Below are 26,440 nucleotides of genomic sequence, written 5' to 3' on the forward strand. Positions count from 1 at the left end.
GGATAACACGTTTTTTATTATGCGTTTGTTTTTAGGAGAGAACGAGCGTCTTTTGCTGCCTGAACCATGTGCTCTAAAGCAGGTATAACTTCCTCAGTTCTTCGTGTTTTTAAACCACAGTCTGGATTAATCCAGAAATATTTAGGATCACATACTTGTAAAGATTGTTCTACGATTGTGAACATTTCATCTTTACTTGGGACACGTGGGCTATGAATATCATATACACCTAGACCAATTCCTTTTTCATATGTTGTATGTTTTAATGTATTAATAAATTCTCCATGACTTCTTGATGTTTCGATAGAAATAACATCTGCGTCTAACGCTCGAATTGCATCTACAATGTCTTCGAAGTTACTGTAACACATATGAGTATGAATTTGTGTTTCATTTTCTACAGAAGATGTTGCTAAAAGGAAAGATTGAACTGCCCATGTAATGTATGCATCCCAATCTTTTTCTTTTAACGGCATTCCTTCACGAAGTGCAGGCTCATCGACTTGGATTACTCTAATTCCGGAAGATTCAAGTAATTCAATTTCATGACGAAGTGCTAATGCAATTTGATATGAAACTTCTTTTCTTGAAATATCATTTCGAACGAATGACCAATTTAAAATAGTGACAGGTCCAGTGAGCATACCTTTTACTACTTTCTCTGTTAAGCTTTGTGCATATACAGTTTCTTTAATAGTCATTCCACTTATAAAGGCAACATCACCATAAATAACAGGTGGTTTTACGCAGCGAGAACCGTATGATTGTACCCATCCGTTTTTAGTAAAGGAGAAACCAGCAAGTCTTTCTCCAAAATATTCCACCATGTCAGTTCTTTCGAATTCACCATGTACTAGTACATCAAGACCAATATCTTCTTGGTAACGAATCCACTTTGCAGTTTCTTTTTCAATGAATTGATTATATTGTTCATTTGTAATATCGCCGTTACGCCACTGTTTACGTGTTTGACGAACTTCAGATGTTTGCGGGAAGCTACCGATAGTTGTTGTTGGTAACAACGGTAATTGTAAAGCTACTTGCTGTAGTTCATATCGTTTTTCAAATGGAAGAGGACGTGAAAAATCATCTTCTTTAAGTGATGTACGTGCCCCTTTTACATCTTCACGATTACGTGCAGCTGATGAGCGGATTGCATGATGTGCATTACGATATGTTGTCAAATCGCTACTGATGCTTTCTACACCTTTAGTAAGAGCAGAATGGATAAGGACTAGTTCTTCTAATTTTTGATTAGCAAATGCAAGTGCATCAAATAATTCAGTTGCTAAGTGCGTTTCTTCCGTTTTATCAATTGGAGTATGCAATAAGCTACAAGAAGGTTGAACAATTAAACCTTTTGCTGTGATTTGATTTTGTAATGTTGTAAATAAAGAAAGTACATCATCAAGATCAGCTCTCCAAATGTTACGGCCATCTATACAACCGATAGCTAAAATTTTATCAGCTGGGAATCCGTATTTTGAAATAGCATTTACATTACCTTCTTTGCCATGAACAAAGTCTAATCCAATACCAGAAACAGGGAATGTAATAATTTCTTCATAGTTCTCTTCTACACTATCAAAATATGTTTGTAGAAGAAGATTAGCATTTGGAACCTCTTTATGAATAGCTTCGTAAAGTTCTTTCGCTTGATTAATTTCATCTTTTGTTAAAGATGCGAAGATTGGTTCGTCAACTTGAATAATTTGTGCTCCAGCTGCGTGTAATTCAGAGAATAATTGTACATAAGGTGCAACTAGCTCTTTTAAAATAGTGGCAAATTGCTCTTCGTTATAACCTTTTGCTAGTTTTAGGAATGTATAAGGGCCTAAAATAACTGGTTTTCCATCAACGCCTAACTCTTTTTTCGCTTCTTCATATAAACGAAGAGGACGATTTTCTTTTAAAGAGATTTGTAATCCTTCTTCATATTCAGGAACAATGTAATGATAGTTTGTGTTAAACCATTTTGTCATTTCAGAAGCAACGTGATCTTTAGAGCCGCGTGCCATTGCAAAATATACATCAAGGTAAGAGGTAAACTCTGAAAAACGTGACGGGATGAATCCTAACATGTAGGCCGTATCCAGAACGTGGTCATAATATGTAAAATCGCCAACTGGAATTAATTCAATTCCTTTTTCTTGCTGTACTTTGACGTGTTGAAGGCGAATTTCTTTCATTGTCGTTAAAAATTGTTCTTCATCAATTTTATTGGACCAAAAAGCTTCCAATGTTTTTTTCCACTTTCGTTGTAGTCCGATACGTGGATAACCTAAGTTACTTGTTTGAATTGCCATTTTAAATTCCTCCCTAATTGAAAGTAAGCATTTCCGTTTACTCGGAAATACCTATAACAAAAAGCATAAAGGCATAGAAAAATAAGCCTTCCTTTTTGTTCTTAACACCTCATCATCATCCGTGAGTCTATCAGTGTTGTTAAAATAGGCAGGTCTCCTGACTTATACTTCATATAATTTCTTCCACCTTCCCGTTTTCACAGTGGCACAAAAAAGAAATCTCAGCATTTACAGTGGCGGGACCGTGTTGGAGTTTCACCAAACTTCCCTTTTAAACACGAAGTGAAATATTCGTGTACCTATTTTCCTTTTGAAAGGAATTTAACAAGCGATATGATATTGAAATAAATTCTAACACAATTTTCGGAATTTTGTCCACTGTTTTAAAATAAGAAAATTCCAAAGTTTTTTTATTTATTTTTATTCAGAAAATAAAGAGTTTTTAACGGTTATTTATTATTAAAATGAGGGTGTTTTGAGTTGCGAAGAATAATTATAGTGTTAAGTTTTTCTAAAAGAGGAGGCACCTCTTTTAGAAAAACTTAATCATTATCTACACCTATTTCTGAAAGACGACCTGCAGTTGCATCTTGTAAGAGTGTGTTTAGCCAACGTAATTCAACATTAATATGCTCAATGACGCTTTGTAGAATATATAGTTGAGCACGAGGAACTAGTTGTTTATTATGATCGTATATCGTTTGCATTGTATGTAAATATAGCATTGTATCATCTCTCTTTTTTTCCAAAATAGGAACTAGTGCTTGTTCGTCGCTAAAGTGAGCGAAAGAGAGCGCTGAATAAATAGGTTTATATATTTGATTTTTCGCTTCAAATTGTTTTAATAATAAGGTGTGGAAAAGGGCTTTTCCTTCCTCTGTTATATGGAAGATTGTTTTATCTGGTCTATTCGTATCTCGGACAATATTGGTAACGCTAATCGCACCTTGTTTTTCTAATTGCTCGAAGGCGTAGTATAGCGATCCCTTGGCATATTTAATATAACAATCCATTTGTCTTTCTTTCATTATGTGCTGCACTTCATATGGATGTTTATCTCCTTCGAGTAACAAGCCGAGAATGACTAACTTCATGCTCATGCTGTCTCAACTCCTGTATATAGAAACTTTATATATATTATAAACGGTATATCCTCTTTCATAAAGGGATATACCGTTTCGTTTTTCTATATTAGCTTACTTGTTTTTGTTTTTGCTTTGTTTTTGGTCCTGTTAAAAGACGTTCATTTCCCATAAGTAAAATACAAATTATACTTAGCGTAGCTGGGATAAGTGCCCAGAAAAATGTATTCGCAATAGATGTTGCAAGAGCCTCTTTAATTCCGCTCAGTACTTCAGGAGGTAGCTTTTCAGTAGCATTTGGTGATAATAAAAAGCTTGTGTCTCCACCTTTAGGAGCCATTTTTTCTAGTTCAGGAGGGAAGACTGCTTTTAATTTATCAGTGAAAACATGATTTTGAATCGTACCGAAAATCGTGACGCCAAGAGTCATTCCAAGTGAACGGAAGAATGAGTTCGTGGATGTAGCAGAACCGCGATCTCTCATTTCTAGTTTGTGGATAGATGCCATACTTAAAACTGAGAAGGAGAATCCAACTCCAAGTCCAGCAAGCACCATAAACATTGTTACGAGTGTACGAGGTGTTTCCATAGTTAAAGTACTTAGTAAATAAATACCAAGAACGAAGAAAACTCCAGATACTATCATGATGTTACGATAACTTGTTCGTGAAGCTAATTGTCCACCAGTTTGACTTCCAATTACAGATCCTACCATCATAGGTGTCAAAATTAATCCAGCATTTGAGGCGGAACCACCGAGAACACCTTGAACGAAGATTGGAATATAAACTGTACAGATGATAAAAGCTGCGCCATAGAAAAAGGCAACACCTTGGCTAGCTGCAAATAAAGGTTTTTTAAATAAATGGAAAGAAATAATAGGCTCGGTTGCGTTTCTTTCTACGAAGAAGAAAATAATAAGCATAATAATAACAGTTGAAAATAAACCAATAATCACATTAGAGTCCCATGCATATTCCTTACCGCCAAGTTCTAGGGCAAACATTAAGCAAATGATACTAATGACAAGTGTAATGGCACCAGCCCAGTCAATTTTTTGTTTTCGATATTCTAGAGACTCGTTATAGTATTTAGTAATGAAGAAGAAGGAAATAAGTCCTAATGGAATATTAATATAGAAGACCCAGTGCCAACTTATATAATCTGTAATGTAAGCACCTAATAAAGGTCCAAAAACACTAGATGTTCCGAAAACAGCACCAAATAGTCCGGTCATTTTTCCGCGTTTTTCAGGCGGGAATATATCATACATAATTGTAAATGCGATAGGCATAAGAGCGCCGCCACCAATTCCTTGAATGGCTCTATAAATACTTAGTTGTTCAATACTTGATGCTGTCCCGCAAAGTGCAGAACCAAATAAGAAGAGAATTAATCCGCCAATATAAAAGCGTTTCCGTCCGTACATATCAGACAGCTTACCGAAAATAGGCATTCCGGCCATTGTTGCTACCATGTAGGCAGATGTGACCCAAACGAACTTGTCGAACCCTCCTAAGTCTCCGACAATCGTTGCCATCGCAGTTGCGACGATTGTGTTATCCATTGCTGCCATTAGAATACCAAGTAGTAAACCGGCAACAACAAATTTTGTTTTACTTGAGTCGTTTTTTGATAGTTGTGCTTCCAAGAGTAGCCCTCCTTTAATAAAAATTAAACTAACTTAAGTTTTTAGATGTAGTGCATAAAAACCTTTGTGTACAGTTTGTTTCGTTCCCTCTTTATTTACAAAAATTAATCCTACATGATATAAAGATTGGAAATCATAGAATATATTATAGTCAAATTTGACTAAAAGGTAAATGTTTTCTTACGCCAAAGTATTTTATTATATTAACCAAAAGAGAGAGTAAGAATTTATTTTTTATGTAATCAAGGAAGGAAATTGTAAAAAAATATTTAATAAAGAATAACCTGTGTCAACCTATTAAAAATGGTTTTTTCTTTATATTGTCGAATAGGATAAAAGGAAAAGAAAAATTTAAGATGGTTTGTAACAAGCTCAATATTTTTTCTAAGTGTAGTTTATTGCATCGAGAGGCAGAATACAGTTGTATAGATGATACATCTGGAATGAGGTGAATATATTATGAAAATATGGAAACGAATTTCGGATCAAGGAAGGTATTCTATACCGTTACAGCCGGTTTTGTGGATTGATGGTTCTAAAAAGGCTACGGAAGCATCCAATGTAGCAGTCACATTGCAAATCCGTAGTATGTATAAAGAAAAATTTTTATATGAGATGATCTATGATGTTAATGACATACTAATTATTCGACTTGAAGTTGAAAATAAAGGCGTTGAAATGATTTCGCGAGTAGTTGTAAGTCATATGATTCGTGATTATTTCGCATATATCCCAAACTCTTTAAAAGCAGATAAGGGAATAAGTGAGTTTTTATTTCAGCTTGTAAGGTGGCGAATCGATAATTTATCGCCGAGTGAAAAGGTAGAATTAATTTGTCAAATAAAAGCAAATAAAGATAAAGCCCCTCCCAATTCATTATTTCAGGCTACATATACATTTCAATATAAAGGAGTATCATATGGACCGCTACAAACAAATGAAGTGGTTGTCAGAAAATGATAAGAAGGAACCTGTGCGAAAGGTTCCTTCTTTAATGAAGATTGTGCTTCTTGAGTAATTTCTTTTGTTCCACTCCCTTTTTTCCAACATAGTTATTTTTGTATCCAAAATATAGAATGAATAGAAATGAAATAACATTTACTATAGCGTCAATTTGATCGTTTGTAATGAAGTTTATTCCGAAAGAGTTAAATAGTAATTTTAATGATAACAAAAAGCCAGCTAGTAAGCGCATAATATCTGATAGATTTTCTTTTTGAGGCATATAGGTCACTCCTTCCTAAAAACGATATATAATATATATATGAAATAGAATAGAAAAGGTATACAAGCTTAAGTAGAAATGTACATTAAATATGTACATTTTTTATTTTGTAGAAAAGCATTATTGTTATAGAAACATATATTGGTATAAAAAGGGGGAGAGTATGAAACATAAAGGGAAAATTAGTGGATTATTACTTGGGAACACAGTTGCGGTTACAGAATGGATTGCACTTCAGGATGTAATTGCTAAGCTAGATTCGCGATCATTTTTTACCGTCTTTATTATTTATATATTGCAAATGATACTAAGCTATTATTTTGGACATTGGTACGATAAAAGAGCGAATACGCGTGTAAATATTGAAGTAGGAGGAATGAAGAATAACGATTTTGTCGTTGATTTTTTTGGGAAAGTAGCTGCTTTATCAGAAAGAGATTCTTGTAATATTACAGTGTATATTCTTTCCGTAAAAGAATGGGATGTATTAAAAGACACAGTGCAAGAAAAAAAGTTAGATGATCTAGTCCAAAGAGTAGAAGGTACAATTGTAAAGACAGTTCGAAAAGGCGATGTAGTTACGAGGTGGGATGAAAATAAATATGTTATCGTAGCTGTTGATAATGGCTATGAAAAGTCAACAATAACAAATCGATTAATCAAAAATATTCAAAATGAAATAGCGAATGATTTATTAAGTGTCACACTATTATTTGGGGCTGCAAGTTATCCGATAGAAGGGAAAACTTTTGAAGAGTTGTTTAGAAAGGCACAAAATCAATTGTATAATTATAGAAACTTGAAAAGTCATGAATGAAACTTTGATTTGAAGAAGTATGATATAAAGAATTTTTTGTAACATTTTTTTGTCTTTTGTTACAAGAAAACTTTTTTTTGTAACAAAAGTCTTTAAAAATATATGAAATCAGCATATAATTGTGTGTGGATGTGTCAATGCATTTTGCACAATGTTTTCAGTTTAAAAGTGTAGAGGAAAACATGCTCTACACTTTTCCTTTTTAAGAAATTAAAAGAATCTTTGTAAGAGTTGCGAGGTCACCTTTGCACTATGTAAAATGGACAAAGAGGTTATTTGATAGAAAGTGAGAAAGGGAATGATAGACGTGAAAGGTCAACGATCATCTTTTATCAGGTGAAACATTATAGTGTTTCTTGCAGTAGGTAAGATTAAGGTAAATACCTTTATGTTTTAAGACATTACATAATTTCAAGTGCGAAAATTGTACAAGCAGTATAAATAATTATTGATGATCTTCGTAAAAAAGATGCGAGCGTGAAATAGATAAAGAAGTTACATGTTTTTCATGGAATTTTTGGCACGATGGTCGTTTATTAATAGGAGGAAAAGATGTTGAAATATAATAAATTAGCAATTGTAACTGCATTATCAATGACTTTACTAGCTGGTTGTTTCGGCCCAAAACCAGAAGAGGAGCTATATGTTGCATTTGAAAATGCTGCCAAGCAAGAAAAAACAATGTTTGAAGATGCGAAAAAATTAGAGTCATTAGAGAAAGAGGGGCAAGTATTATATAATCAAATTGTCCAAGAAGGAAAAGATAATAATCAGGCTGTTAAGGATAAGCTTGATCAAGCGGTGAAAAATACAGCTGAACGAGAAAAAGTTCTTATTAAAGAAAAAGAGGCGTTAAATAAAGCGCAAGAAGAAGTGAAGTCAGCTGATAAGCATGTGAAGAAAATTGAAGATAATAAATTAAAAGACCAGGCGGATAAAGTAAAGAGTACTTATGAGAAACGACATGATTCATTCCAAAAGATGTACGATAGCTATAATAAATCTTTAAAGCAAGAAAAAGAATTATATACAATGCTACAAGATAAAGGTACAAAATTAAAAGATATTAGCGAGAAAGTAAAGTTAGTAAACCAAGCATATAAAGATATTGAGACAGAAAAAGATAAGTTTAATGAATATACGAAATCATATAATGCAGAAAAAGTTGAATTCTATAAACAAGCGAATATTAAAATTAAGGAAGATAAAAAATAAAACAGTTTGGCCTAATATGGGCCAAACTGTTTTATTTTTTTGTATAGGTACGGCTATACCATGGAACTGGTTCGCTTAATTTTTTTTCTTGTTTTAATGCTTCAGGACCAATATAATCTTGAAGTGTTTTTTTTGCTATTGTTAAAGATAAGGTTGTTTTCGGATTTCGATAGGAGGATTCAAGGTGACCAAGATGTGGTAGGGTGCGAAAATCATCTTTCGTAGGAGGGATATGGAAAAAATAATCACCTAAACGTATAAGAACATCGGATTGTTGTTGACTAAAACGTGGATTTCTAGAAAAATGTAATCCTTCTTTGATAGCCTTTTTTTCAGTAATTAAGCGTTCTAAAGCAGTCTTTTTTAACCAATATAAGTACTTAGGATTAGTTGCAGCTTTAGCATGACGATTCACAACGAAAATAGATTGAGCTAGTCTATTAATAGAATGTTGATTATGTAATTGAGATTGTGGTTGTGAAGGTTTCATATTGAATCTCCTTTCAAGTTTTCCTTATTATAGCATAAATAAAATGGGTTTTTATTATATGCAAAAAGTAATTGTATATATTTTCAATATTAAAGCAATATTGTTATAAAAAACAACTATTTTGTATAATAGTGATAGAATATGTTTCAGAAATTTGATAATGAAAGAGTGAGAAGTTTGAAAGAAATATTAAAACTACAATATGCCATTATAGACATTGGTTCTAATACAATGCGTTTAGTTATTTATGAAAAACAAAGCGGGGGTTTTTATAAAGAGATTGAAAATACGAAAGTGGTCGCTAGGTTAAGAAATTATTTAGTAAATGGTGTATTAAGTGAAGAAGGAATAGAAGTATTATTACAAACATTATTTCAATTTCAAGAAAGTACACGATTCCATAAGTTACATCATGTACTTTGTGTTGCAACGGCAACAATTAGACAGGCTGAGAATCAAGATGAAATTAAAAAACTTGTTGAAGGGCAAACAGATTTTACTCTTAGAGTCTTATCAGAATATGAAGAAGCGCGTTACGGTTATTTAGCAGTTATGAATTCTACCTCGTTTTCAGAAGGAATTACAGTTGATATTGGTGGGGGGAGTACAGAAGTTACATATTTCCGAAATAGAGAAATTTTAGAATACCATAGCTTTCCTTTTGGAGCACTTTCTTTAAAGCAACAATTTATTCAAGGTGATATTCCTACTATAGAGGAGTTAGATGAGATTAAAAGGTATTTATGGTATCAATTTCGAACATTACCATGGTTAATCGATAAAAAATTGCCTCTTATCGCAATTGGAGGTAGTGCGAGGAACATGGTGAAAATCCATCAAAATTTAATTTGTTATCCTATAGCTGGATTACATTTATACAAAATGAAAGAAGAAGATATTAAAAATGTAAAAGATGAATTAAAAGAATTGTCGTTCATAGAACTGCAAAAATTGGAAGGGTTAGCAAAAGATCGAGCAGATACAATTATTCCAGCAGTCGAAGTATTTCATATGCTTGTGAACGTGATAGGGGCACCAGCATTTGTGTTGAGTAAAAAAGGATTAAGAGAAGGTGTTTTCTATGAAGAATTAACGAAAGATTTGGGGATTTCATACTATCCGAACGTAATAGAAGAAAATTTACATTTGTTAGCACATGAATACGAAATGGATATGGAATTTGTTATTCAACTTATTAAACAAGGAACATTAATTTGCAAACAACTTGAAGGAGCTGGACTCATTTCTATGCCAGAAAAAGACTGGGAAATATTCCATCAAGCAGCAAAAGTATTTAATATTGGGAAATATATAGATGAAGAAGCAAGCCGATTACATACATTTTATTTACTAGCAAATAAAACAATTGATGGTATGATGCATAAAGATCGAATTAGATTGGCACTTATCGCTTCTTATAAATCAAAAATGTTATTTAAGCAACATTCGTCCCCATTTGAAGGTTGGTTTGATAAAAATGAACAAAAGAACATTCGGTTATTAGGGGCTGTTTTACAATTTTCAGCCGCTTTAAATGTGAGACAAAGATCGCTTATTGAAACGATATATATTACGGAAAGCAAAGAAGGCTTAACGTTTAAAATTTTATGTGAACAATCGGCATTAGCTGAAAAAGTCCAAGCGGAAAAACAAAAAAAACAACTAGAAAGAGTATTAAAAACGAATATTAACTTAGTATTTGAATTAAAACAATAAGTGGTACGGATGTCTTTACGGAAAATTAACACTTTGGAATATTGTAATTTGATAAAATAAAAGCAACTAAATTATATTAAAAAAGTTTCAAGGGGAAGTGTGAAGAGAATGGAATTGCTAAAGGGGAATTTAGTAAATTTAAATGATACAGCTTATTATAATAATCGTGAATTAAGCTGGCTAGCGTTTAACGAACGTGTACTACAAGAAGCACAAGATGAAAATAATCCACTTTTAGAAAGACTAAAGTTTATTAGTATTTTTAGTTCAAATTTAGATGAATTTTTCATGGTGCGCGTAGCAGGTTTGAAAGATCAAGTAAGTGCCGGATTTAACCAACCAGAAAATAAAGCCGGTTTAACACCCAAAAAGCAGTTAAATAATATTGCGATAAAATCCCATGAGCTAATGACTGTACAATATGAGACGTTTAATAATTATGTATTGCCAGCACTTGAGCTAGAGGGGATTGAGCGTTTAACATTCCATGATTTGACGAAAGAGCAGCGGGAGTTTATCGAAGAGTATTTCGATGAAAAAATTTTTCCAGTTTTAACTCCTGTAGCAATCGATGCGTATCGTCCATTTCCGATGTTATTAAATAAAAGTTTGAACTTAGCTACTATTTTATATGATGAGAAGCAAGCTGAGGAAGAAAATCGTACGAAGTTAGGAATTGTACAAGTACCTTCTTTACTAGAGCGTTTCATATTTTTACCGAGTGAAGGACAAAGGCATAAATTTATTTTATTAGAAGATGTAATTAGTGGCTTTACCCATAAATTATTCACAGGATATAAAGTATCATCTGTTACTCGTTTCCGTATTACACGTAATGCAGATTTAACAATTCATGAAGAAGGTGCACGCGATTTATTAAAAGTAATTGAAAAAGAATTGAAAAAGCGTAAGTGGGGTGCTGCCGTTCGTTTAGAAATTGGTAAAGAACACATCGATGAAAGAGTATTGGCTTTATTGTATGAGGTGTTGGAAGTAAAAGATGAAGATGTGTACATGATGGATGGACCGTTAGATTTAACATGTTTATTCTCTTTATATAAAAAATTAGCACCTTTATATGAGCACCTTGTATATCCGGCGCTTATTCCTCAGCCTCCTCAAGATTTAGGAGATGAGGAAGATGTATTTGAAAAAGCGATAGAACATGATATTTTATTACACCATCCCTTTGAGTCATTTCAGCCAGTTGTTGATTTTGTTCGTGATGCGGCAGATGACTCGAATGTACTTGCGATCAAACAAACGTTATATCGTGTAAGTGGGGATTCTCCAATAATTCAGGCGTTGAAGGTAGCAGCTGAAAAAGGAAAACAAGTGACGGTATTGGTTGAGTTAAAGGCGAGGTTTGATGAAGAGAATAATGTTCATTGGGCTAAAGAATTGGAACAGGCCGGATGTCACGTTATTTACGGAGTAAGTCACTTGAAAACGCATAGTAAAATTACGTTAGTTGTAAGAAGAAGAAACGGAAAAATTGAAAGGTTTGTACATCTTGGAACCGGAAATTATAATGATGCAACAGCGAAGTTATATACCGATTTTGGATATATTACATCGCGAAAAGACTTTGGTATAGATGCAACAAATTTCTTTAATTATTTGAGTGGCTATACAACGAAACCGCATTTTCATCATTTATCTGTTGCACCATTTGATATAAGAGAGCAATTTATGGATTTAATAGATGAGGAAATCCGTTACCATAGACAATATGGAAATGGATATATTATCGCTAAGATGAATTCGTTAACAGATAAACCGTTAATAAAAAAAATGTATGAAGCATCGCAAGCTGGGGTAAGGGTAGAGCTCATCGTTAGAGGGACATGTTGTTTAAGACCTGGGATTCCAAATGTAAGTGAAAATATTCGTGTAGTTAGTGTTGTGGGAAGATATTTAGAACATAGTCGGATTTATTATTTCCATCATAATGGAGATGAGAAAATATACTTATCTTCAGCTGATTTGATGACGCGAAATATGGAAAAACGAGTAGAAATATCCTTCCCAATTTTAGATATTGAAATGAAAGCGAGAATAAATTCAATTTTACAGCTTATTTTAGCTGATAATGTGAAAACACGTGAACAAAATAAAGATGGTGACTATTATTATATAATTAATAGTAGTACACAAGAAATTGATAGCCAATTGAATTTATTTAAGATGGCGTATCAAAATACAGACGCTGAATAATGGAAATATAGTAAAAACCTCTTATTGAAATTAAGAGGTTTTTACATTTTTCTCTAAATCATATGTTCCGCAAATGGAAGAATGAATAGAGAGAATAGTTTTTATCATAGGCGTGTGATGATTCGGTTAATTGCGAGAATAATATTGGAAGAATCGTTGTTTTAATTAGTAATAGAATGGTTGTTGACAAGGTCCTCCGTAACAAGGATAAGGTGCTGGTGGTGGATAAGGTGGATAGAAGGGTCTAGGACCGAAAGCTAATGCTCCACCGAGCAATCCTCCAGCAATTCCAGCTAGAAATGGAACGCCGAAAAATGGAAAGAAGCGTGAGTCGCCTACTGGGCCAATAGGTACTGAACGAACTGGGATTGGTTGATAATATGGATACATGAACAAACCTCCTTTATTGGACTCACTTTTATCATATGGTGGACCAAGTGTGGATGAGCGCGTACAAGAAAGGATATGTACGAAAATAGGCAAATACATGTTACGAATTTTGTAGGGTAAAAAGCGTAATTTCAGGTTTAGCCATAAAGCGGAATGGGACGCGTGTTCTTCCAAGACCTCGATTGACATAGAGAGTCAAATCTCGAATAGTATAGAACCCCTCAATGTAGTGTTTTGCAAGAGCTGGGGTAATAATGGCACCTAAAAAAGGAAGTTGTACTTGTCCGCCGTGGCTATGACCAGAAAGCTGGAGATTGATTGGGTATTTAGCAATTTGTGGTGCGATATCTGGTTCGTGAACAAGGACAATTGTATAAATATTTTGCTGTGCACGTCGTAACGTTTCCTCTATTTTTGGTTTGCCGAGTAATATATCATCGATTCCAAAAATGGAAATTTCGCTATTATCTAGTAAACGAATTCGTTTTTCTTTATTTTTTAAAAGTTGAAATCCAGATTCAAGCATGATGTGATCGTAGTATTCAGTTCCATATCCACCATGGTCATGGTTTCCATAAATGGAGAATTTCCCGAAAGGCGCTTCTATATTTCGTAAAATGGATGCGACAAAAGGGGTCTCAGTATATGTTTGGTAATTATCAATGAGGTCACCAGTAAAAAGGACAATATCTGGTTTTTCGGCATTGATTTTGAAAACAATTTGAGATAAGTGTTGAAGAGAAAAATAGTAACCTAGATGTAAGTCGCTAAATTGAATGATTTTCATACCATGAAAACTTTTTGGTATGAGTGGTGATTTGAGTGTGTGTTGCACAACAGAGAGACAATGTGGCTCTATATATTTCGCGTAATAGTAGCCGATGCTAGTGGTTATAAGTGTATAGAGACAAGTGCGTATTCCAGTCTTTAAAAAATTTCTTCTTGTCATTTGCTTCATAGAAATGTGAGTACACCTATTAGACCTATATCAAATATATTTGTCCTATATACAGGTTACTCGAATCTCCTTTCAGTATATTTTTAAAAATATATTTTAGAGTATAAAAAAGTAGTATAGATTACGAAAAATATGAGAAAAAAATTTCTTCACACTAAAATATCAGAAAAGTTTAAAAATATAAAGATTTCTATCAAATAAAATGATAAAATGAACGTGTATTCATTTTTAGGAGGGGATGTATTTGAAAGAAAAGGTAGTTATTATAACAGGTGGATCGAGTGGAATGGGAAAAGGAATGGCGACTCGTTTTGCAAAAGAAGGGGCACGTGTTGTCATTACAGGGCGTACTAAAGAAAAGCTAGAAGAAACAAAGCTAGAGATCGAGCAGTTTCCAGGGCAAGTATTACCTGTGCAAATGGATGTGCGAAATACTGATGATATTCAGAGAATGATTGAACATATTGATGAGAAGTTTGGACGAATTGATATTTTAATAAATAATGCAGCTGGAAATTTTATTTGTCCAGCAGAGGATTTATCTGTGAATGGCTGGAATTCGGTCATTAATATTGTATTAAATGGGACGTTTTATTGTAGCCACGCTGTAGGGAAATATTGGATTGAGAAAGGTATAAAAGGAAATATCATTAATATGGTAGCAACGTATGCATGGGATGCAGGCCCAGGGGTTATCCATTCAGCTGCAGCGAAAGCTGGTGTATTAGCGATGACGAAAACTCTTGCTGTTGAGTGGGGACGTAAATATGGGATACGAGTTAACGCTATCGCACCAGGACCAATTGAACGTACAGGTGGTGCCGATAAATTATGGATTTCAGAAGAAATGGCTAAGCGTACAATACAAAGTGTCCCACTTGGTAGGCTAGGGACACCAGAAGAAATTGCGGGTCTAGCTTATTATTTATGTTCAGATGAAGCTGCATACATAAATGGAACTTGTATGACAATGGATGGTGGCCAGCATTTGCACCAATATCCATTTTAAAAGGGATGAAAAATGAATGATTTATTAATTTTTCTTTGGTTAAATGTGACGAAGCTGTGACATGTGATAGAAATGTGTTTACAAAGGGGAATATATACGTTATATTTAAGACCTCTTTTTTCTTCATAGTAGAATTGCTAATTCCCCTTAGCATTTTACCCCTCTAATCCCTTCAGGAAAACTGAAGGGATTTTTTATTATTTTTCCGTAAATATCGTGTTATAATTTTTGAAAAGTAAAGGGAGGGAAGCACGTTGATAGATGCATTAGATGTAATGAGTAACTTGGATAAAGTCCTTCCTTATTATCAAGCTATTTTTAGTGCTGATGAGCATACAGTAATTGGATATGAAGTTGTAGGACGTATTCAAACAGAAGAGGGCATACAAAGTTTAGCATCTTTCTTCCATGATGATTCTATTCCGAGTGAGTTCCAACTTGAAGCGGATAACATCATTGTAGAAAAAGCGTTAAATAGGTATTTAGAAACGGATCAAAAATTATTATTATTTATACATCGGAATGCTAATGTATTAATGAATGATGAAGATGAAAGTTTACTTCAACTTTTGCTGATGTATGAAGAACAAGGTTTGAACTTACAACGCATTGTTCTGGAAATAACAGAACATGAATGTAAAGAAGATATAGAACAATTTAATCATTTACTTATGTATTATCGTACATATGGTATTCAAATTTCGATTAATAAAGTCGGAACGGGTACAAGTAATTTAGAGCGTATTAGCGTGTTAGCACCGGATATTTTAAAAGTAGATTTAACAAATTTAAGGCAAACTGCACTTTTACAATCTTATCAAGATATTTTATATTCCTTATCTTTACTTGCTAGAAGAATTGGTGCGACATTGTTATATGAAGAAATTGATGCTTTTTATCAACTACAATATGCTTGGAAAAACGGTGGTAGATATTATCAAGGTAATTATTTGAAAGAATGTTTACCTGATTTTATTGAAACGAATGTTTTAAAAGAGCGACTTGGTAATGAATGTCATCAATTTATTCTGCATGAGAAGAAGAAGTTGCAAAAAATTTATAATTTAACAGAGATGTTACGTGATCGAATTGGTGATGTTCTGTCAAAACAAAAAAAGAATGAAGATATAAATGATTGGTTATTACAATTTAGCCAAAGCATATCACAATATAGTTTTCGGATATTTATTTGTAATGAAGATGGTTTTCAACAATCTGGTAATATTATGAAAAAAGATGGTGAATGGATCATTATGCCAGAGTATTATATGAAGAACTGGAGCTGGCGCCCGTATTTTCTAGAAAATATAATGAAAATGCGTTTTGAGAATAAGGCAAGACTTTCAGATTTATATGCTGATATCGAAACTGGTGAAATGGTACGAACATTTTCATTCCCGATTGATGATGAAAACTTTTTATTTATAGATTTATCGTACGAATATTTATATGAAGAAGATGTTTTATTTTAATGCACGAAGAGATTCGTGCATTTTTTTTGTTTGTTTTTATCATAAATTGGTAATAGTGAAAATGATGATGAAAATGCTGTCTATCGTTGTAAAGATTTTACGAACGAAATCATCCCTTTCTTTGCATAATCATTGTTACAATGAATACTACAAAGACAAGCTCTTTTAAAAGGAAGGTGAAAAAATGAAGAAATATGGAATATGGTTTGTTCTATTTATATGTGTTGCCTTTCTAGTTAGCTATAGTGTCACAACTGTTTTAGGAAAAGAAGAAGTGAAAGTGGATCGGAAAGAAGTGTTTACAACGATACAAAAAGGTTATGAGACGCAATTTTCAATTCGCGGGAAGCAAATATCTATGAATAAGATGATAGAGACGTTATCACCATATTTTACAAATAATTTCCTTCAAGTTTTTACAGATGAAAACAGTAGAAATGAAAAACAAAGTGGTGAATATTTACTTCCAGCAAAAGAAGCCCCGTTTTCTTTTAATTCAGAAACAAAAATGTCTTATGATGAAGAACATAAAAATTTATATGTCTACGAGCGGGCAAAGAGTGGACAATATCAAATTGTGACATTGCAAAAGGATAATGGAAAATGGAAATTAGCAGGGTATCATGAAAGTCAGGAACTATTGACTGAAATAAAAAGGTTACAACAATTATGAGAATAGGAATAGGTGTCCCCTATTCCTATTCTATACCGAGTAGCTGTTGTAATTTTTCAATTTGAAAACCTGCGACAACTTCTCCGTCAATTACAACTGTTGGAGTTGAATAGGATTCATAGTCATATAAAAGACGATTGCGTGCAGCAGCGTCTTTTTTTATGTCAAATTCTTCATATACAACGTTATTATGTTTCAAAAATTCTTTTACAATGGTACAAGGTGGACAATCGGGTTGTGTATAAACCTCAATTTTTTTCATTGTAATTCCTCCCTTTTTCTGTTTTTTATTATATTCTGCTAGTATAAAAAGCGCAATAAAGAAGTAAAAAGATGCTCTTTCATCTTTTTACTTCGTATTTCGACAAATTTTAGTTGAGTTTCTGGCCAAGAACCTTTATCCTAGATTGTGGAACGTTTTTTCTGTTATGACGGATAGAATGAGTATAGCTGTAAAACCTATTGGTAGGAAGATCAGAGAAAGGAGAGATTTCATGTCTCTACTCCAAGGAATTTTAACTCGACTTGTTAGTCTACAAGAACAAGCTGAAAGCGGTGAAGTAGCACAACGCTATTTTGAAGTGAACGGTGAGCGCAAATGTAGCGTGAAATTTTTCGATAAAAGTGAAATGTATGAGTTAGAAGTGTATCAACAAGGTGAAAAACCTCAAGTGTATCAATTCGATAACATCGATATGGTTGCAATTGAGATTTACGATATCATTTCTTGATACATATAAAAAAGGTACTGCCAAATGGCGGTACCTTTTTTAGTTATATTAATTAATGGGCTATATAGGTAGTAGAAGTTGTAATTTAAGTCGCGATTAAATAAAAGAGTTTTTACAAATGTATATGTATAGGAATTTTTCATTTTTCCTACAATGATAGTAAATATTAATAGGAGGTGCAAAGGATGGAACGCTTACCGATTGTTATTTGTCCTAATTGTCACAGTCATGCTGAAATTAATCATGTATTAACCGCCCAGTCTAATCAAAATGTAATTTATACATGTAAGTTTTGTAATTATGTAATTCGAAATATTGAAACGAATAAAGGGTAGTAAGTTATAATTTTTGTTTTTGTCCCATACAATGAGAATACGAAAAGTCTGTCTAATTGAAAGGACGTGACTATGTGGACGGTGAGTATACATTTTATAATGTTTCAGAGAGACATTTGAATTTTGATATGGTATTTAACCGTATTTGTAGTTTCATTGAAAAGGATCCACGAAATTTATATCGATTATCTATTGGGACAGACTCACAAGCGCATCAAAAGGATACGAGGTTTATTACAGCGATACATATTCATCGGGTTGGAAAAGGAGCATGGGGATGTTTGCATCATAAATCAGTGAAAAATAAGCCAGCAACGTTGCGAGAGAAAATATATTTAGAAACACAGTTTAGTCAAGAAATCGCCTATCTATTTACTCCCAATCATATACAAGCAATATGGGATTTATTGCACCCATACGCTCAAGATGGAGCAGGATTCATAATGGAAATTCATTTAGATATCGGGAATGATGGTTTAACAAAAGAATTTATTTTAGATATGACGATGAAAATTCAAGCAATGGGATTAACAGCAAAAATTAAACCAGATGCTTATGCGGCATTTAGTTATGCGAACAGATATACGAAATAATGTGAAATGATGTCTATATATTCGCAGTCGTTAAGTATTTTTAACAAAAACTGAATATTACATCTATCAAATAAGCTGAAAATTTTATATGATGCGAGTGCAAGGAGAGGAGCATATGGAAAAGGAATTTGTTTTAACAAGAGAAGAAGAAAATTTATTGTTGGATATTCTGTTTCAGCAAAATTACGCGAGCGAAATTTTAGCGGTGGAGCTTACAGACATTGAGAATGGTTTAAAACAGACAGATGTGACGCAATATAAAAAAATCACAAGATTGTTTTACCGATTAAAAAATAAAGGGTATTAAGCGCTACCGGAATGGTAGTCTTTTTTTTATGTTGTATGCTAAAATAGCTGTGTATCTTTATTTTTATTAGAAGAATGTTAGGACAAAATAATAATATGAAAACGCCATCATAAAATGTGGATAGGATTGGAGAATATAAGCAGGGGAAATGGGGGATGTAACATGATTAGTATTCCGAAAGATGAGTTTCAACAAATTCTTGTGAAGGATTTAATGATTTCATCAGAAAAAGTAGCACATGTCCAAATAGGGAATGGTTTAGAACATGCTTTACTCGTTCTTGTGAAATCTGGATATTCGGCGATTCCTGTTTTAGACCCTATGTATAAATTACATGGGTTAATTAGTACTGCTATGATTTTAGATGGTATTTTAGGATTAGAGCGCATTGAGTTTGAAAGACTTGAGAATATGAAAGTGGAACAAGTGATGAAGGAAGAGATTCCAGTTCTTATGTTAGAAGATTCTTTTGCAAAAGCTTTGGAAATGACAATTGATCATCCTTTTATTTGCGCTGTCAATGAAGAAGGTTACTTCGAGGGTATTTTAACACGTCGGGCTATTTTAAAATTGTTGAATAAAAAAGTGAGACAGCATAATCGATAACGTAGGGAAAGTGACTTCACAGAAAAGGCGAAGTCACTTTTTTTCGTGCATATCAGTTGTGTATGTATTATATTTAAAAAGACATGAAACATAAGAAAAGTTTGAACTAACAAACCGTTCTAATGTATAAAAGTATTCAATTAAATTAAGGATGAAATGCTTATTAAAATTAGGTGTATGGAAGCTAAGGAAAGAGGGAGAAAGTTGCAAATTGATGATTTTCAAATGATGGTTGTGTTAGCTCAGGAATCAAATATGAGAAAAGCGGCGGAACGTTTATTTGTTTCCCAACCTGCGCTTAGTCAACGATTACAATCTATGGAGAAACAATGGGGAATGAAATTTTTTATTCGTTCACAAAAAGGATTAACAATTACACCTGAAGGGGAAAAAGTTGCAAATTATGCAAAAGAAATATTACAACGGGAAGAGGATATTAAAAGTGAACTGGCTCTTTTTAGAACGGAAACATACGGTACGTTAAAAATAGCTGTTGCATCAGTCATTGGGCAATATTGGCTTCCGCCTGTTTTGAAAAAATTTGTGCATAAGTATCCTTCTGTGAAGATATCTCTGTTTACTGGCTGGAGTAGTGAAGTGCAAAAGCAATTTTATGAAGGAGACGTTCATGTCGCCATATTAAGAGGAACACAAGAATATAAAGGTCAGAAGCAACAATTATTTGAAGATGAATTATATTTAGTTGATAAAGAAATAAAAGATATTTCGATGTTAAAAGAGACAAATAGACCATTTATTCAATTTAAAAGTGATTCGACCTACTATGGACAAATACAAAATTGGTGGTATGGATTATTTTCAAATCCACCTAAGCGAACGATTGTAGTTGACCAAATTGAAACGTGCAAACAGCTTGTTTTAAATGGAATAGGTTATGCTCTTTTACCTTCTACTGTTTTAAAAGAAGTGCAGGGAAATATGTATAAAACACCTGTTCAATTAACGAGAGAAACATGGTTATTGACGAGTGACTCGGCAAGGCAGTTGAAGCAAGTGCAAGCATTTTTAGAGATTATAGAAGAAATTCAAATGGAAAAATAAGATTATTGTCTTGCTACTCGCTCTATCGTTTGGTAGAGTAACATTATAAATGGATTTAGGAGGCAACAAGAATGAAAATGATGGACGCTAACGAAATTATTTCGTTTATTCAAAACAGTGAAAAGAAAACTCCTGTAAAGGTATACATAAAAGGGGATTTAAAAGAAGTAACATTCCCTGAAACAGTACAAGCATTTGTAAATAAAAAATCTGGTGTATTATTCGGAGAATGGTCTGAAATTAAGACAATTCTTGATGAAAATAACACGCACATTGTTGACTATGTAGTTGAGAACGACCGTCGTAATTCTGCAATTCCAATGCTTGATTTAAAAGGTATTAAAGCTCGTATTGAGCCAGGCGCGATTATTCGTGACCATGTAGAAATTGGTGACAACGCTGTTATCATGATGAATGCAACAATTAACATCGGTGCTGTAATTGGTGAAGGTACTATGATCGACATGAACGCAGTGCTTGGTGGACGTGCAACAGTTGGTAAGAACTGTCACGTAGGTGCAGGTGCTGTACTTGCAGGTGTTATTGAGCCACCTTCTGCAAAACCAGTTATCGTTGAAGATGATGTTGTAATTGGTGCAAATGTAGTTGTTCTAGAAGGCGTTACAGTAGGTAAAGGTGCAGTTGTAGCAGCAGGAGCTGTTGTAACAGAAGATGTGCCTCCATATACAGTTGTTGCGGGAACTCCGGCACGTGTAATTAAAGAAATTGATGAGAAGACAAAAGCAAAAACTGAAATTAAACAAGAGCTTCGTCAATTAAACCCAGAGAAATAAAAAATAAAAAGCGTAAGAGCACGAATGTGCTCTTACGCTTTTTATAGATAGAGGTGCAAAAATGACAGTAAGCAAATTTGTTCAAGTTCGTAGAGAGTTACATAAAATTCCGGAAATCGGATTTAAAGAGTGGAAAACACAACAGTATATTTTAGATTATATAGGAACGCTTCCTAATGAATATTTGGAAGTGAAAACATGGAAAACAGGTGTAATTGTTAAAGTAAATGGAAAAAATCCAGAAAAAATAATAGGTTATCGTGCAGATATAGACGGTCTACCAATTACAGAGGAAACGGGATATGAATTCTCTTCTGTCCATGAAGGAATGATGCATGCATGTGGGCATGATTTGCATACAACAATCGGTTTAGGACTTCTAACAGCGGCTGTAAGCGAAAGAATAGATGATGATCTTGTGTTTATATTCCAACCAGCTGAAGAAGGTCCAGGTGGTGCACTTCCTATGTTAGAAAGCGATGAGTTAAAAGAATGGAAGCCTAATATGATTCTTGGACTTCATATTGCGCCTGAGTACTCTGTGGGAACAATTGCTACAAAAGAAGGTTTATTATTTGCGAATACATCAGAGTTATACGTTGATTTAAAAGGAAAAGGTGGACATGCTGCATATCCGCATACAGCAAATGATATGATTGTTGCAGCGAGTCATCTCGTTACACAACTTCAATCAGTTATTAGTCGTAATGTGAACCCTCTTGACAGTGCGGTAATTACAATTGGGAAAATTACAGGTGGTACAGTTCAAAACATTATCGCAGAAAAGTCTCGTTTAGAAGGAACAATTCGAACGCTATCAGTGGAATCAATGAAACGTGTTAAAAGCCGAATTGAGGCAATTGTTGCGGGAATAGAAGCTTCTTTTCAATGTGAAGCTGTTATTGACTACGGAGCGATGTATCATCAAGTGTATAACCATGAAGAGTTAACGAGAGAGTTTATGCAATTTACACGTGAACAAACGAATATGGACGTAATTACATGTACGGAGGCAATGACAGGTGAAGACTTTGGTTATATGCTTCGAGAGATACCTGGATTTATGTTTTGGCTTGGAGTAAATTCAGAATATGGTTTACATCATGCGAAATTAAAACCAGACGAAGAGGTTATTGAGAAAGCGATTGTATTTTTAAATCAATATGTGAAGTGGAAGGGAAATAGAAAGTGAATTTACTCGCTAATTGTGCAACAGTTTAGAGTGAGGACTTCTTAGTTCAGAGACGAAAACATCTTTCGTATTTGTTAGTGTTAGACATCTTCATACAAATGAGTAAAGTTAAATTTGACGTATTAATAATGAGCAGGGGGTTTTTAGCCACTGCTCATTATTAATTATTGCTAATAGGGAAGATAATTATTTAACTACCCTATATATGTTTACTTTTAGTATGAAAAGTGTGTAAAATCAATGTGATACATAGAAAAAAGGGTGGGGAATTACGTGCAAATTAGCAGTGCGATTTTATGTTTCGTCTTATATGCATATGTTATTATTGCGGCGGTTTATTTTGGGATAAGTTTTTACGCCTATCGTTTAGCAAATAATAGTGAATATGAAGAAACATACAAATGGGTGAAAAGATATTTGTCACCTGTACTAGAAATTATGAATGGATTTGTTCTTTTTTTATTTATTGGATTAATTGCTTTCTCAACGAGTTTAGTAGGGAATAAGACTACATTATTTGTACTAGGTATCATTATTTTTATGCTATTAGGAATTCGGATTGGTAATACGGTGTTTTGGAACGAAAGAAAAATAGATGGTTGGACAGGGATGTTTATTCCATGTATGTTAGCTGCAATCGTGACGAATATAGAACATGAATATTATCAATTACATTTTTGGCTTATCATTGTTTTAACAATCCTCTCTGTTTTGTATATAAGTACTGTCGTGCTAACATACATTGCAAATGAAAAAGGAGATGCAAAAGGTGCGCGCTTCTTTAGAGGGCGTGCATTATTATGGAGTGTACCGACGATGGCAGTTATAGGAATTATTGCGATATTAGTAAATGGATATCAATTTACTAATTGGCAACTGTTTTTAGAAACTTGGTGGATTTTTATTGTTTCGCTTATAGCTTTTTTAGGCGCAACACATTATTTATTCCATCAACATCATTACATATTGGCACTGTTATTCGCATTTACACAACTTTTATTTGCTTTTTTCGGACAAGAAACGCTATTGTTCGTTTTTGAAACATTTAGTTCATTTGGAAATATATTTGTATTTGGTATGTTAATTTTCGGTATCGCGTTTTATTTACAACAGTATTTTTATATGCAAAAACAAAAATAAGAATTATATACGGGTTTTTGTAGCAAATCTAAAGTATGTTACAATAAAAGTACATAGTACTTGATGTTATTGGAGGAATTCCTGTGGGCGAAAAAGAGAAAGAATTTGCTGTTATTGGGCTTGGCCGTTTTGGTGGAAGTATTTGCCGTGAATTAGCTCAATTAGGTATGGAAGTAATGGCAATTGATTCAGATGAGGATAAAATTAATGAGTTTGCAAATATAGCTTCGCATGCTGTAATTGCAGATTCAACAGATGAGATGGTATTAAAAAGTCTTGGTATTCGTAATTTTGATCATGTAGTCGTTGCTATTGGAGATAATTTGAATTCAAGTATTTTAACAACGTTAATTTTGAAAGAATTAGGTGTGAAAAATATTACTGTGAAAGCTCAAAATGACTATCATGAAAAAGTGTTAAGTAAAATAGGGGCAGATCATATTGTGCATCCAGAACGAGATATGGGAAAAAGGATTGCTAATAATATCGCATCAAGTAATGTGTTAGATTACCTAGAGCTTTCAGATGAGCATAGTATTGTAGAGATTATCGCAAATAAAAAAATTGATGGGCACTCTTTAATTGAATTAGATATTCGTGCGAAGTTTGGTTTGAACATTGTAGCAATTAAACGTGGGAAAGAAGTTATCGTATCTCCTCGAGCTACAGAAAACATTCAGGCGGGAGATATATTAATTGTAATTGGTCATGACGATGAAGTAGATCGTTTTAAGCATTTTTTAAGATAAGAGAAAAGGACAATGCCGAGGAGGCATTGTCCTTTTTCTTATATTTCCATAATGATTGGTAAAATCATTGGACGACGTTTCGTTTTTTCGTATAGGAATGGTGCTAATGTGTCTGTAATCTCATTTTTAATTTCAGACCATTGTGTTGTTTTTCGCTCCATTACTTTTTCTAAATGTGTTGTAATTAATGTTTGAGCATCGTTGATTAAATCGCTGCTTTCACGCATATAAACGAAACCACGCGAGATGATATCAGGTCCTGCTGCAACTTTAAATTCTTTCATATCAATGCTTACAACTACAATAACAAGTCCTTCTTCAGAAAGAATGCGACGATCACGTAATACGATATTACCGATATCTCCAATACCATTTCCATCGATATAGACAGAGCCAGATGGGATTTTCCCAGCTACGCTTGCTTCATCTGAACGTAAAGCAAGAACATCTCCATTATCCATGGTGAAACAGTTTTCTTCTGGAATACCACAATCATTCGCTAATTTCATATGCATACGTTGCATACGATACTCACCATGAATTGGCATGAAATACTTCGGTTTCATTAGACGTAGCATTAGTTTTTGCTCTTCTTGTCCACCGTGTCCACTCGTATGAATATTTGAGAGTTTACCATGGATTACATCAGCGCCAGCACGATACAACATGTTAATTGTACGGCTTACACTAATTGTATTGCCTGGGATTGGTGAAGAAGAGAAAACAACTGTATCGCCAGGGATAATTTGAATTTGACGATGTGTACCATTGGCAATACGTGAAAGTGCTGCCATTGGCTCCCCTTGACTACCTGTACATAAAATAACAACTTTATTAGTTGGTAGGCGGTTTAGCTGAGATGTGTCTATGAATGTATCCTTTGGACACCGGATATAACCAAGGTTTTGTCCGATTTCAATAGCTGCCTCCATACTGCGACCGAATACAGCTACTTTACGATTGTTTTCAACAGCAGCCTCAACGACTTGTTGTAAACGATGGATATTCGATGCAAAGGTTGCGAATATAATACGACCGTCTACTTTGCGGAATACATCTTGAATACTATCACCAACGCGGCGCTCAGACATCGTAAAGTTTGGCACTTCACTGTTTGTACTATCAGATAAGAGACAAAGTACACCGTCTTTTCCGATTTCGGCCATTTTTGTTAAATCTGCTGGCTCACCGACTGGTGTGAAATCAAATTTGAAATCACCTGTATGAACGACTTGTCCTTGAGGTGTTTTCACAACAACTCCGTATGAATCCGGAATACTGTGAGTTGTACGGAAGAAGGAAACAGATGTCTTTTTAAATTTAATAACATCATCTTCTTGAATTTCATAAAGTTTTGCTTTACGAAGTAATCCGTGCTCTTCTAATTTGTTTTTTATTAGGGCAATTGCTAATTTTCCGCCGTAAATTGGAATGTTTACTTGACGTAATAGATAAGGAATTCCACCGATATGATCTTCGTGACCATGTGTAATGAATAACCCTTTAATTTTATCTTCGTTTCGCACAAAATAAGTGTAATCTGGTATTACATAATCGATCCCGAGGAGTTCGTCTTCTGGAAATTTAATTCCAGCGTCAATTATAATAATTTCATCTTGAAATTGAACAGCATATGTATTTTTACCGATTTCACCAAGACCACCGAGAGCAAAAACGGCAACTTGATCATTTTTTAGGAATTTCATATGA

At 33.8% G+C, this 26,440-nt stretch carries 27 protein-coding genes and 1 riboswitch; of the genes, 18 read left to right on the forward strand and 9 right to left on the reverse strand.

From position 1 onward, the window contains the following. Positions 1 to 17: 17 nt before the first annotated feature. The 3 genes from metE to CQZ94_RS06295 form a co-directional block, all read right to left on the reverse strand. Positions 18 to 2,306, reverse strand: coding sequence for a 5-methyltetrahydropteroyltriglutamate--homocysteine S-methyltransferase (gene metE, locus CQZ94_RS06285; RefSeq protein WP_105584686.1), 2,289 nt, complete (start codon positions 2,304 to 2,306; stop codon positions 18 to 20). A 130-nt stretch (positions 2,307 to 2,436) separates the two neighbouring features. After that, positions 2,437 to 2,624: riboswitch (cobalamin riboswitch) on the reverse strand. Positions 2,625 to 2,848: 224 nt separating this feature from the next. Beyond that, on the reverse strand, positions 2,849 to 3,406 hold the full coding sequence (locus tag CQZ94_RS06290) for a PadR family transcriptional regulator (protein ID WP_142395762.1): 558 nt from the start codon (positions 3,404 to 3,406) through the stop codon (positions 2,849 to 2,851). A gap of 91 nt (positions 3,407 to 3,497) precedes the next feature. Beyond that, positions 3,498 to 5,039 carry an MDR family MFS transporter gene (locus CQZ94_RS06295; protein ID WP_105584687.1) on the reverse strand — a complete coding sequence of 514 codons (1,542 nt, stop codon included), beginning with the start codon at positions 5,037 to 5,039 and terminating at the stop codon, positions 3,498 to 3,500. Positions 5,040 to 5,498: 459 nt separating this feature from the next. Between CQZ94_RS06295 and CQZ94_RS06300 the strand changes: the two genes are divergently transcribed. Next, the gene (locus CQZ94_RS06300) at positions 5,499 to 5,999 is read left to right on the forward strand and encodes a hypothetical protein (protein ID WP_105584688.1); all 501 of its coding nucleotides are present in this window, start codon (positions 5,499 to 5,501) and stop codon (positions 5,997 to 5,999) included. Positions 6,000 to 6,030: 31 nt separating this feature from the next. Here the strand turns inward: CQZ94_RS06300 and CQZ94_RS06305 are convergent, their stop codons facing one another. Then, on the reverse strand, positions 6,031 to 6,264 hold the full coding sequence (locus CQZ94_RS06305) for an SPP1 phage holin family protein (protein WP_105584689.1): 234 nt from the start codon (positions 6,262 to 6,264) through the stop codon (positions 6,031 to 6,033). A 163-nt stretch (positions 6,265 to 6,427) separates the two neighbouring features. On the opposite strand from CQZ94_RS06305, the gene CQZ94_RS06310 reads away from it, so the two are divergent. Both CQZ94_RS06310 and CQZ94_RS06315 read left to right on the forward strand, forming a co-directional pair. After that, on the forward strand, positions 6,428 to 7,081 hold the full coding sequence (locus tag CQZ94_RS06310; protein ID WP_105584690.1) for a diguanylate cyclase domain-containing protein: 654 nt from the start codon (positions 6,428 to 6,430) through the stop codon (positions 7,079 to 7,081). A gap of 552 nt (positions 7,082 to 7,633) precedes the next feature. Beyond that, positions 7,634 to 8,296, forward strand: a complete 663-nt coding sequence (locus CQZ94_RS06315) for a YkyA family protein (protein ID WP_105584691.1) — start codon at positions 7,634 to 7,636, stop codon at positions 8,294 to 8,296. Between the two features lie 31 nt (positions 8,297 to 8,327). Here the strand turns inward: CQZ94_RS06315 and CQZ94_RS06320 are convergent, their stop codons facing one another. Next, complete coding sequence (locus CQZ94_RS06320) at positions 8,328 to 8,786, reverse strand: YkyB family protein (protein WP_000804854.1); 459 nt, start codon at positions 8,784 to 8,786, stop codon at positions 8,328 to 8,330. Between the two features lie 141 nt (positions 8,787 to 8,927). On the opposite strand from CQZ94_RS06320, the gene CQZ94_RS06325 reads away from it, so the two are divergent. Both CQZ94_RS06325 and CQZ94_RS06330 read left to right on the forward strand, forming a co-directional pair. Further along, a complete protein-coding gene (locus CQZ94_RS06325) occupies positions 8,928 to 10,502 on the forward strand; it encodes a Ppx/GppA family phosphatase (protein WP_105584692.1) in 1,575 nt (524 codons plus the stop codon). A gap of 108 nt (positions 10,503 to 10,610) precedes the next feature. Then, on the forward strand, positions 10,611 to 12,719 hold the full coding sequence (locus CQZ94_RS06330) for a polyphosphate kinase (RefSeq protein ID WP_105584693.1): 2,109 nt from the start codon (positions 10,611 to 10,613) through the stop codon (positions 12,717 to 12,719). Positions 12,720 to 12,884: 165 nt separating this feature from the next. On the opposite strand, the gene CQZ94_RS06335 is transcribed toward CQZ94_RS06330, so the two are convergent. Next, a complete protein-coding gene (locus tag CQZ94_RS06335) occupies positions 12,885 to 13,109 on the reverse strand; it encodes a hypothetical protein (RefSeq protein ID WP_142395763.1) in 225 nt (74 codons plus the stop codon). Between the two features lie 100 nt (positions 13,110 to 13,209). Beyond that, positions 13,210 to 14,067: a metallophosphoesterase gene (locus CQZ94_RS06340; RefSeq protein WP_105584695.1), complete on the reverse strand. Its 858-nt coding sequence runs from the start codon at positions 14,065 to 14,067 to the stop codon at positions 13,210 to 13,212. Positions 14,068 to 14,311: 244 nt separating this feature from the next. Here CQZ94_RS06340 and fadH point away from each other — a divergent pair, with 244 nt between their 5' ends. From fadH to CQZ94_RS06360, 3 genes are all read left to right on the forward strand, one after another. Further along, positions 14,312 to 15,076, forward strand: coding sequence for a 2,4-dienoyl-CoA reductase (gene fadH, locus CQZ94_RS06345; protein WP_105584696.1), 765 nt, complete (start codon positions 14,312 to 14,314; stop codon positions 15,074 to 15,076). A 254-nt stretch (positions 15,077 to 15,330) separates the two neighbouring features. Beyond that, a complete protein-coding gene (locus CQZ94_RS06350; protein ID WP_002111513.1) occupies positions 15,331 to 16,548 on the forward strand; it encodes an EAL domain-containing protein in 1,218 nt (405 codons plus the stop codon). Between the two features lie 184 nt (positions 16,549 to 16,732). Continuing rightward, entirely contained in the window at positions 16,733 to 17,221 is a 489-nt protein-coding gene (locus CQZ94_RS06360; RefSeq protein WP_105584697.1) for a DUF3993 domain-containing protein, read from the forward strand. Between the two features lie 25 nt (positions 17,222 to 17,246). On the opposite strand, the gene CQZ94_RS06365 is transcribed toward CQZ94_RS06360, so the two are convergent. After that, on the reverse strand, positions 17,247 to 17,483 hold the full coding sequence (locus CQZ94_RS06365; RefSeq protein ID WP_105584698.1) for a glutaredoxin family protein: 237 nt from the start codon (positions 17,481 to 17,483) through the stop codon (positions 17,247 to 17,249). Between the two features lie 232 nt (positions 17,484 to 17,715). Between CQZ94_RS06365 and CQZ94_RS06370 the strand changes: the two genes are divergently transcribed. From CQZ94_RS06370 to CQZ94_RS06415, 10 genes are all read left to right on the forward strand, one after another. Beyond that, complete coding sequence (locus CQZ94_RS06370) at positions 17,716 to 17,952, forward strand: YkuJ family protein (RefSeq protein ID WP_000055151.1); 237 nt, start codon at positions 17,716 to 17,718, stop codon at positions 17,950 to 17,952. A gap of 185 nt (positions 17,953 to 18,137) precedes the next feature. Then, entirely contained in the window at positions 18,138 to 18,287 is a 150-nt protein-coding gene (locus CQZ94_RS31125; protein WP_002160670.1) for a hypothetical protein, read from the forward strand. A 74-nt stretch (positions 18,288 to 18,361) separates the two neighbouring features. Continuing rightward, entirely contained in the window at positions 18,362 to 18,880 is a 519-nt protein-coding gene (locus CQZ94_RS06380; protein ID WP_002088343.1) for a ribonuclease H-like YkuK family protein, read from the forward strand. Between the two features lie 115 nt (positions 18,881 to 18,995). Next, positions 18,996 to 19,187 carry an antirepressor AbbA gene (gene abbA / locus CQZ94_RS06385; protein ID WP_002145987.1) on the forward strand — a complete coding sequence of 64 codons (192 nt, stop codon included), beginning with the start codon at positions 18,996 to 18,998 and terminating at the stop codon, positions 19,185 to 19,187. Between the two features lie 162 nt (positions 19,188 to 19,349). After that, the gene (gene cbpB, locus CQZ94_RS06390) at positions 19,350 to 19,793 is read left to right on the forward strand and encodes a cyclic-di-AMP-binding protein CbpB (RefSeq protein WP_098779339.1); all 444 of its coding nucleotides are present in this window, start codon (positions 19,350 to 19,352) and stop codon (positions 19,791 to 19,793) included. A gap of 177 nt (positions 19,794 to 19,970) precedes the next feature. After that, complete coding sequence (locus CQZ94_RS06395) at positions 19,971 to 20,855, forward strand: transcriptional regulator CcpC (RefSeq protein WP_105584699.1); 885 nt, start codon at positions 19,971 to 19,973, stop codon at positions 20,853 to 20,855. Between the two features lie 71 nt (positions 20,856 to 20,926). After that, the gene (gene dapD, locus CQZ94_RS06400) at positions 20,927 to 21,649 is read left to right on the forward strand and encodes a 2,3,4,5-tetrahydropyridine-2,6-dicarboxylate N-acetyltransferase (protein WP_105584700.1); all 723 of its coding nucleotides are present in this window, start codon (positions 20,927 to 20,929) and stop codon (positions 21,647 to 21,649) included. Positions 21,650 to 21,710: 61 nt separating this feature from the next. Beyond that, positions 21,711 to 22,841, forward strand: a complete 1,131-nt coding sequence (locus CQZ94_RS06405; RefSeq protein WP_105584701.1) for an N-acetyldiaminopimelate deacetylase — start codon at positions 21,711 to 21,713, stop codon at positions 22,839 to 22,841. 273 nt (positions 22,842 to 23,114) lie between these two features. Then, on the forward strand, positions 23,115 to 23,981 hold the full coding sequence (locus CQZ94_RS06410) for a cytochrome C oxidase assembly protein (protein WP_070144675.1): 867 nt from the start codon (positions 23,115 to 23,117) through the stop codon (positions 23,979 to 23,981). An 83-nt stretch (positions 23,982 to 24,064) separates the two neighbouring features. Beyond that, positions 24,065 to 24,730, forward strand: a complete 666-nt coding sequence (locus tag CQZ94_RS06415) for a potassium channel family protein (RefSeq protein ID WP_000504032.1) — start codon at positions 24,065 to 24,067, stop codon at positions 24,728 to 24,730. Positions 24,731 to 24,768: 38 nt separating this feature from the next. Here the strand turns inward: CQZ94_RS06415 and rnjA are convergent, their stop codons facing one another. After that, entirely contained in the window at positions 24,769 to 26,436 is a 1,668-nt protein-coding gene (gene rnjA, locus CQZ94_RS06420) for a ribonuclease J1 (RefSeq protein ID WP_105584702.1), read from the reverse strand. Positions 26,437 to 26,440: the final 4 nt, after the last annotated feature.

The organism is Bacillus sp. MYb209 (assembly GCF_002975175.1).
In the GTDB taxonomy this organism is placed as follows: Bacteria; Bacillota; Bacilli; order Bacillales; family Bacillaceae_G; genus Bacillus_A.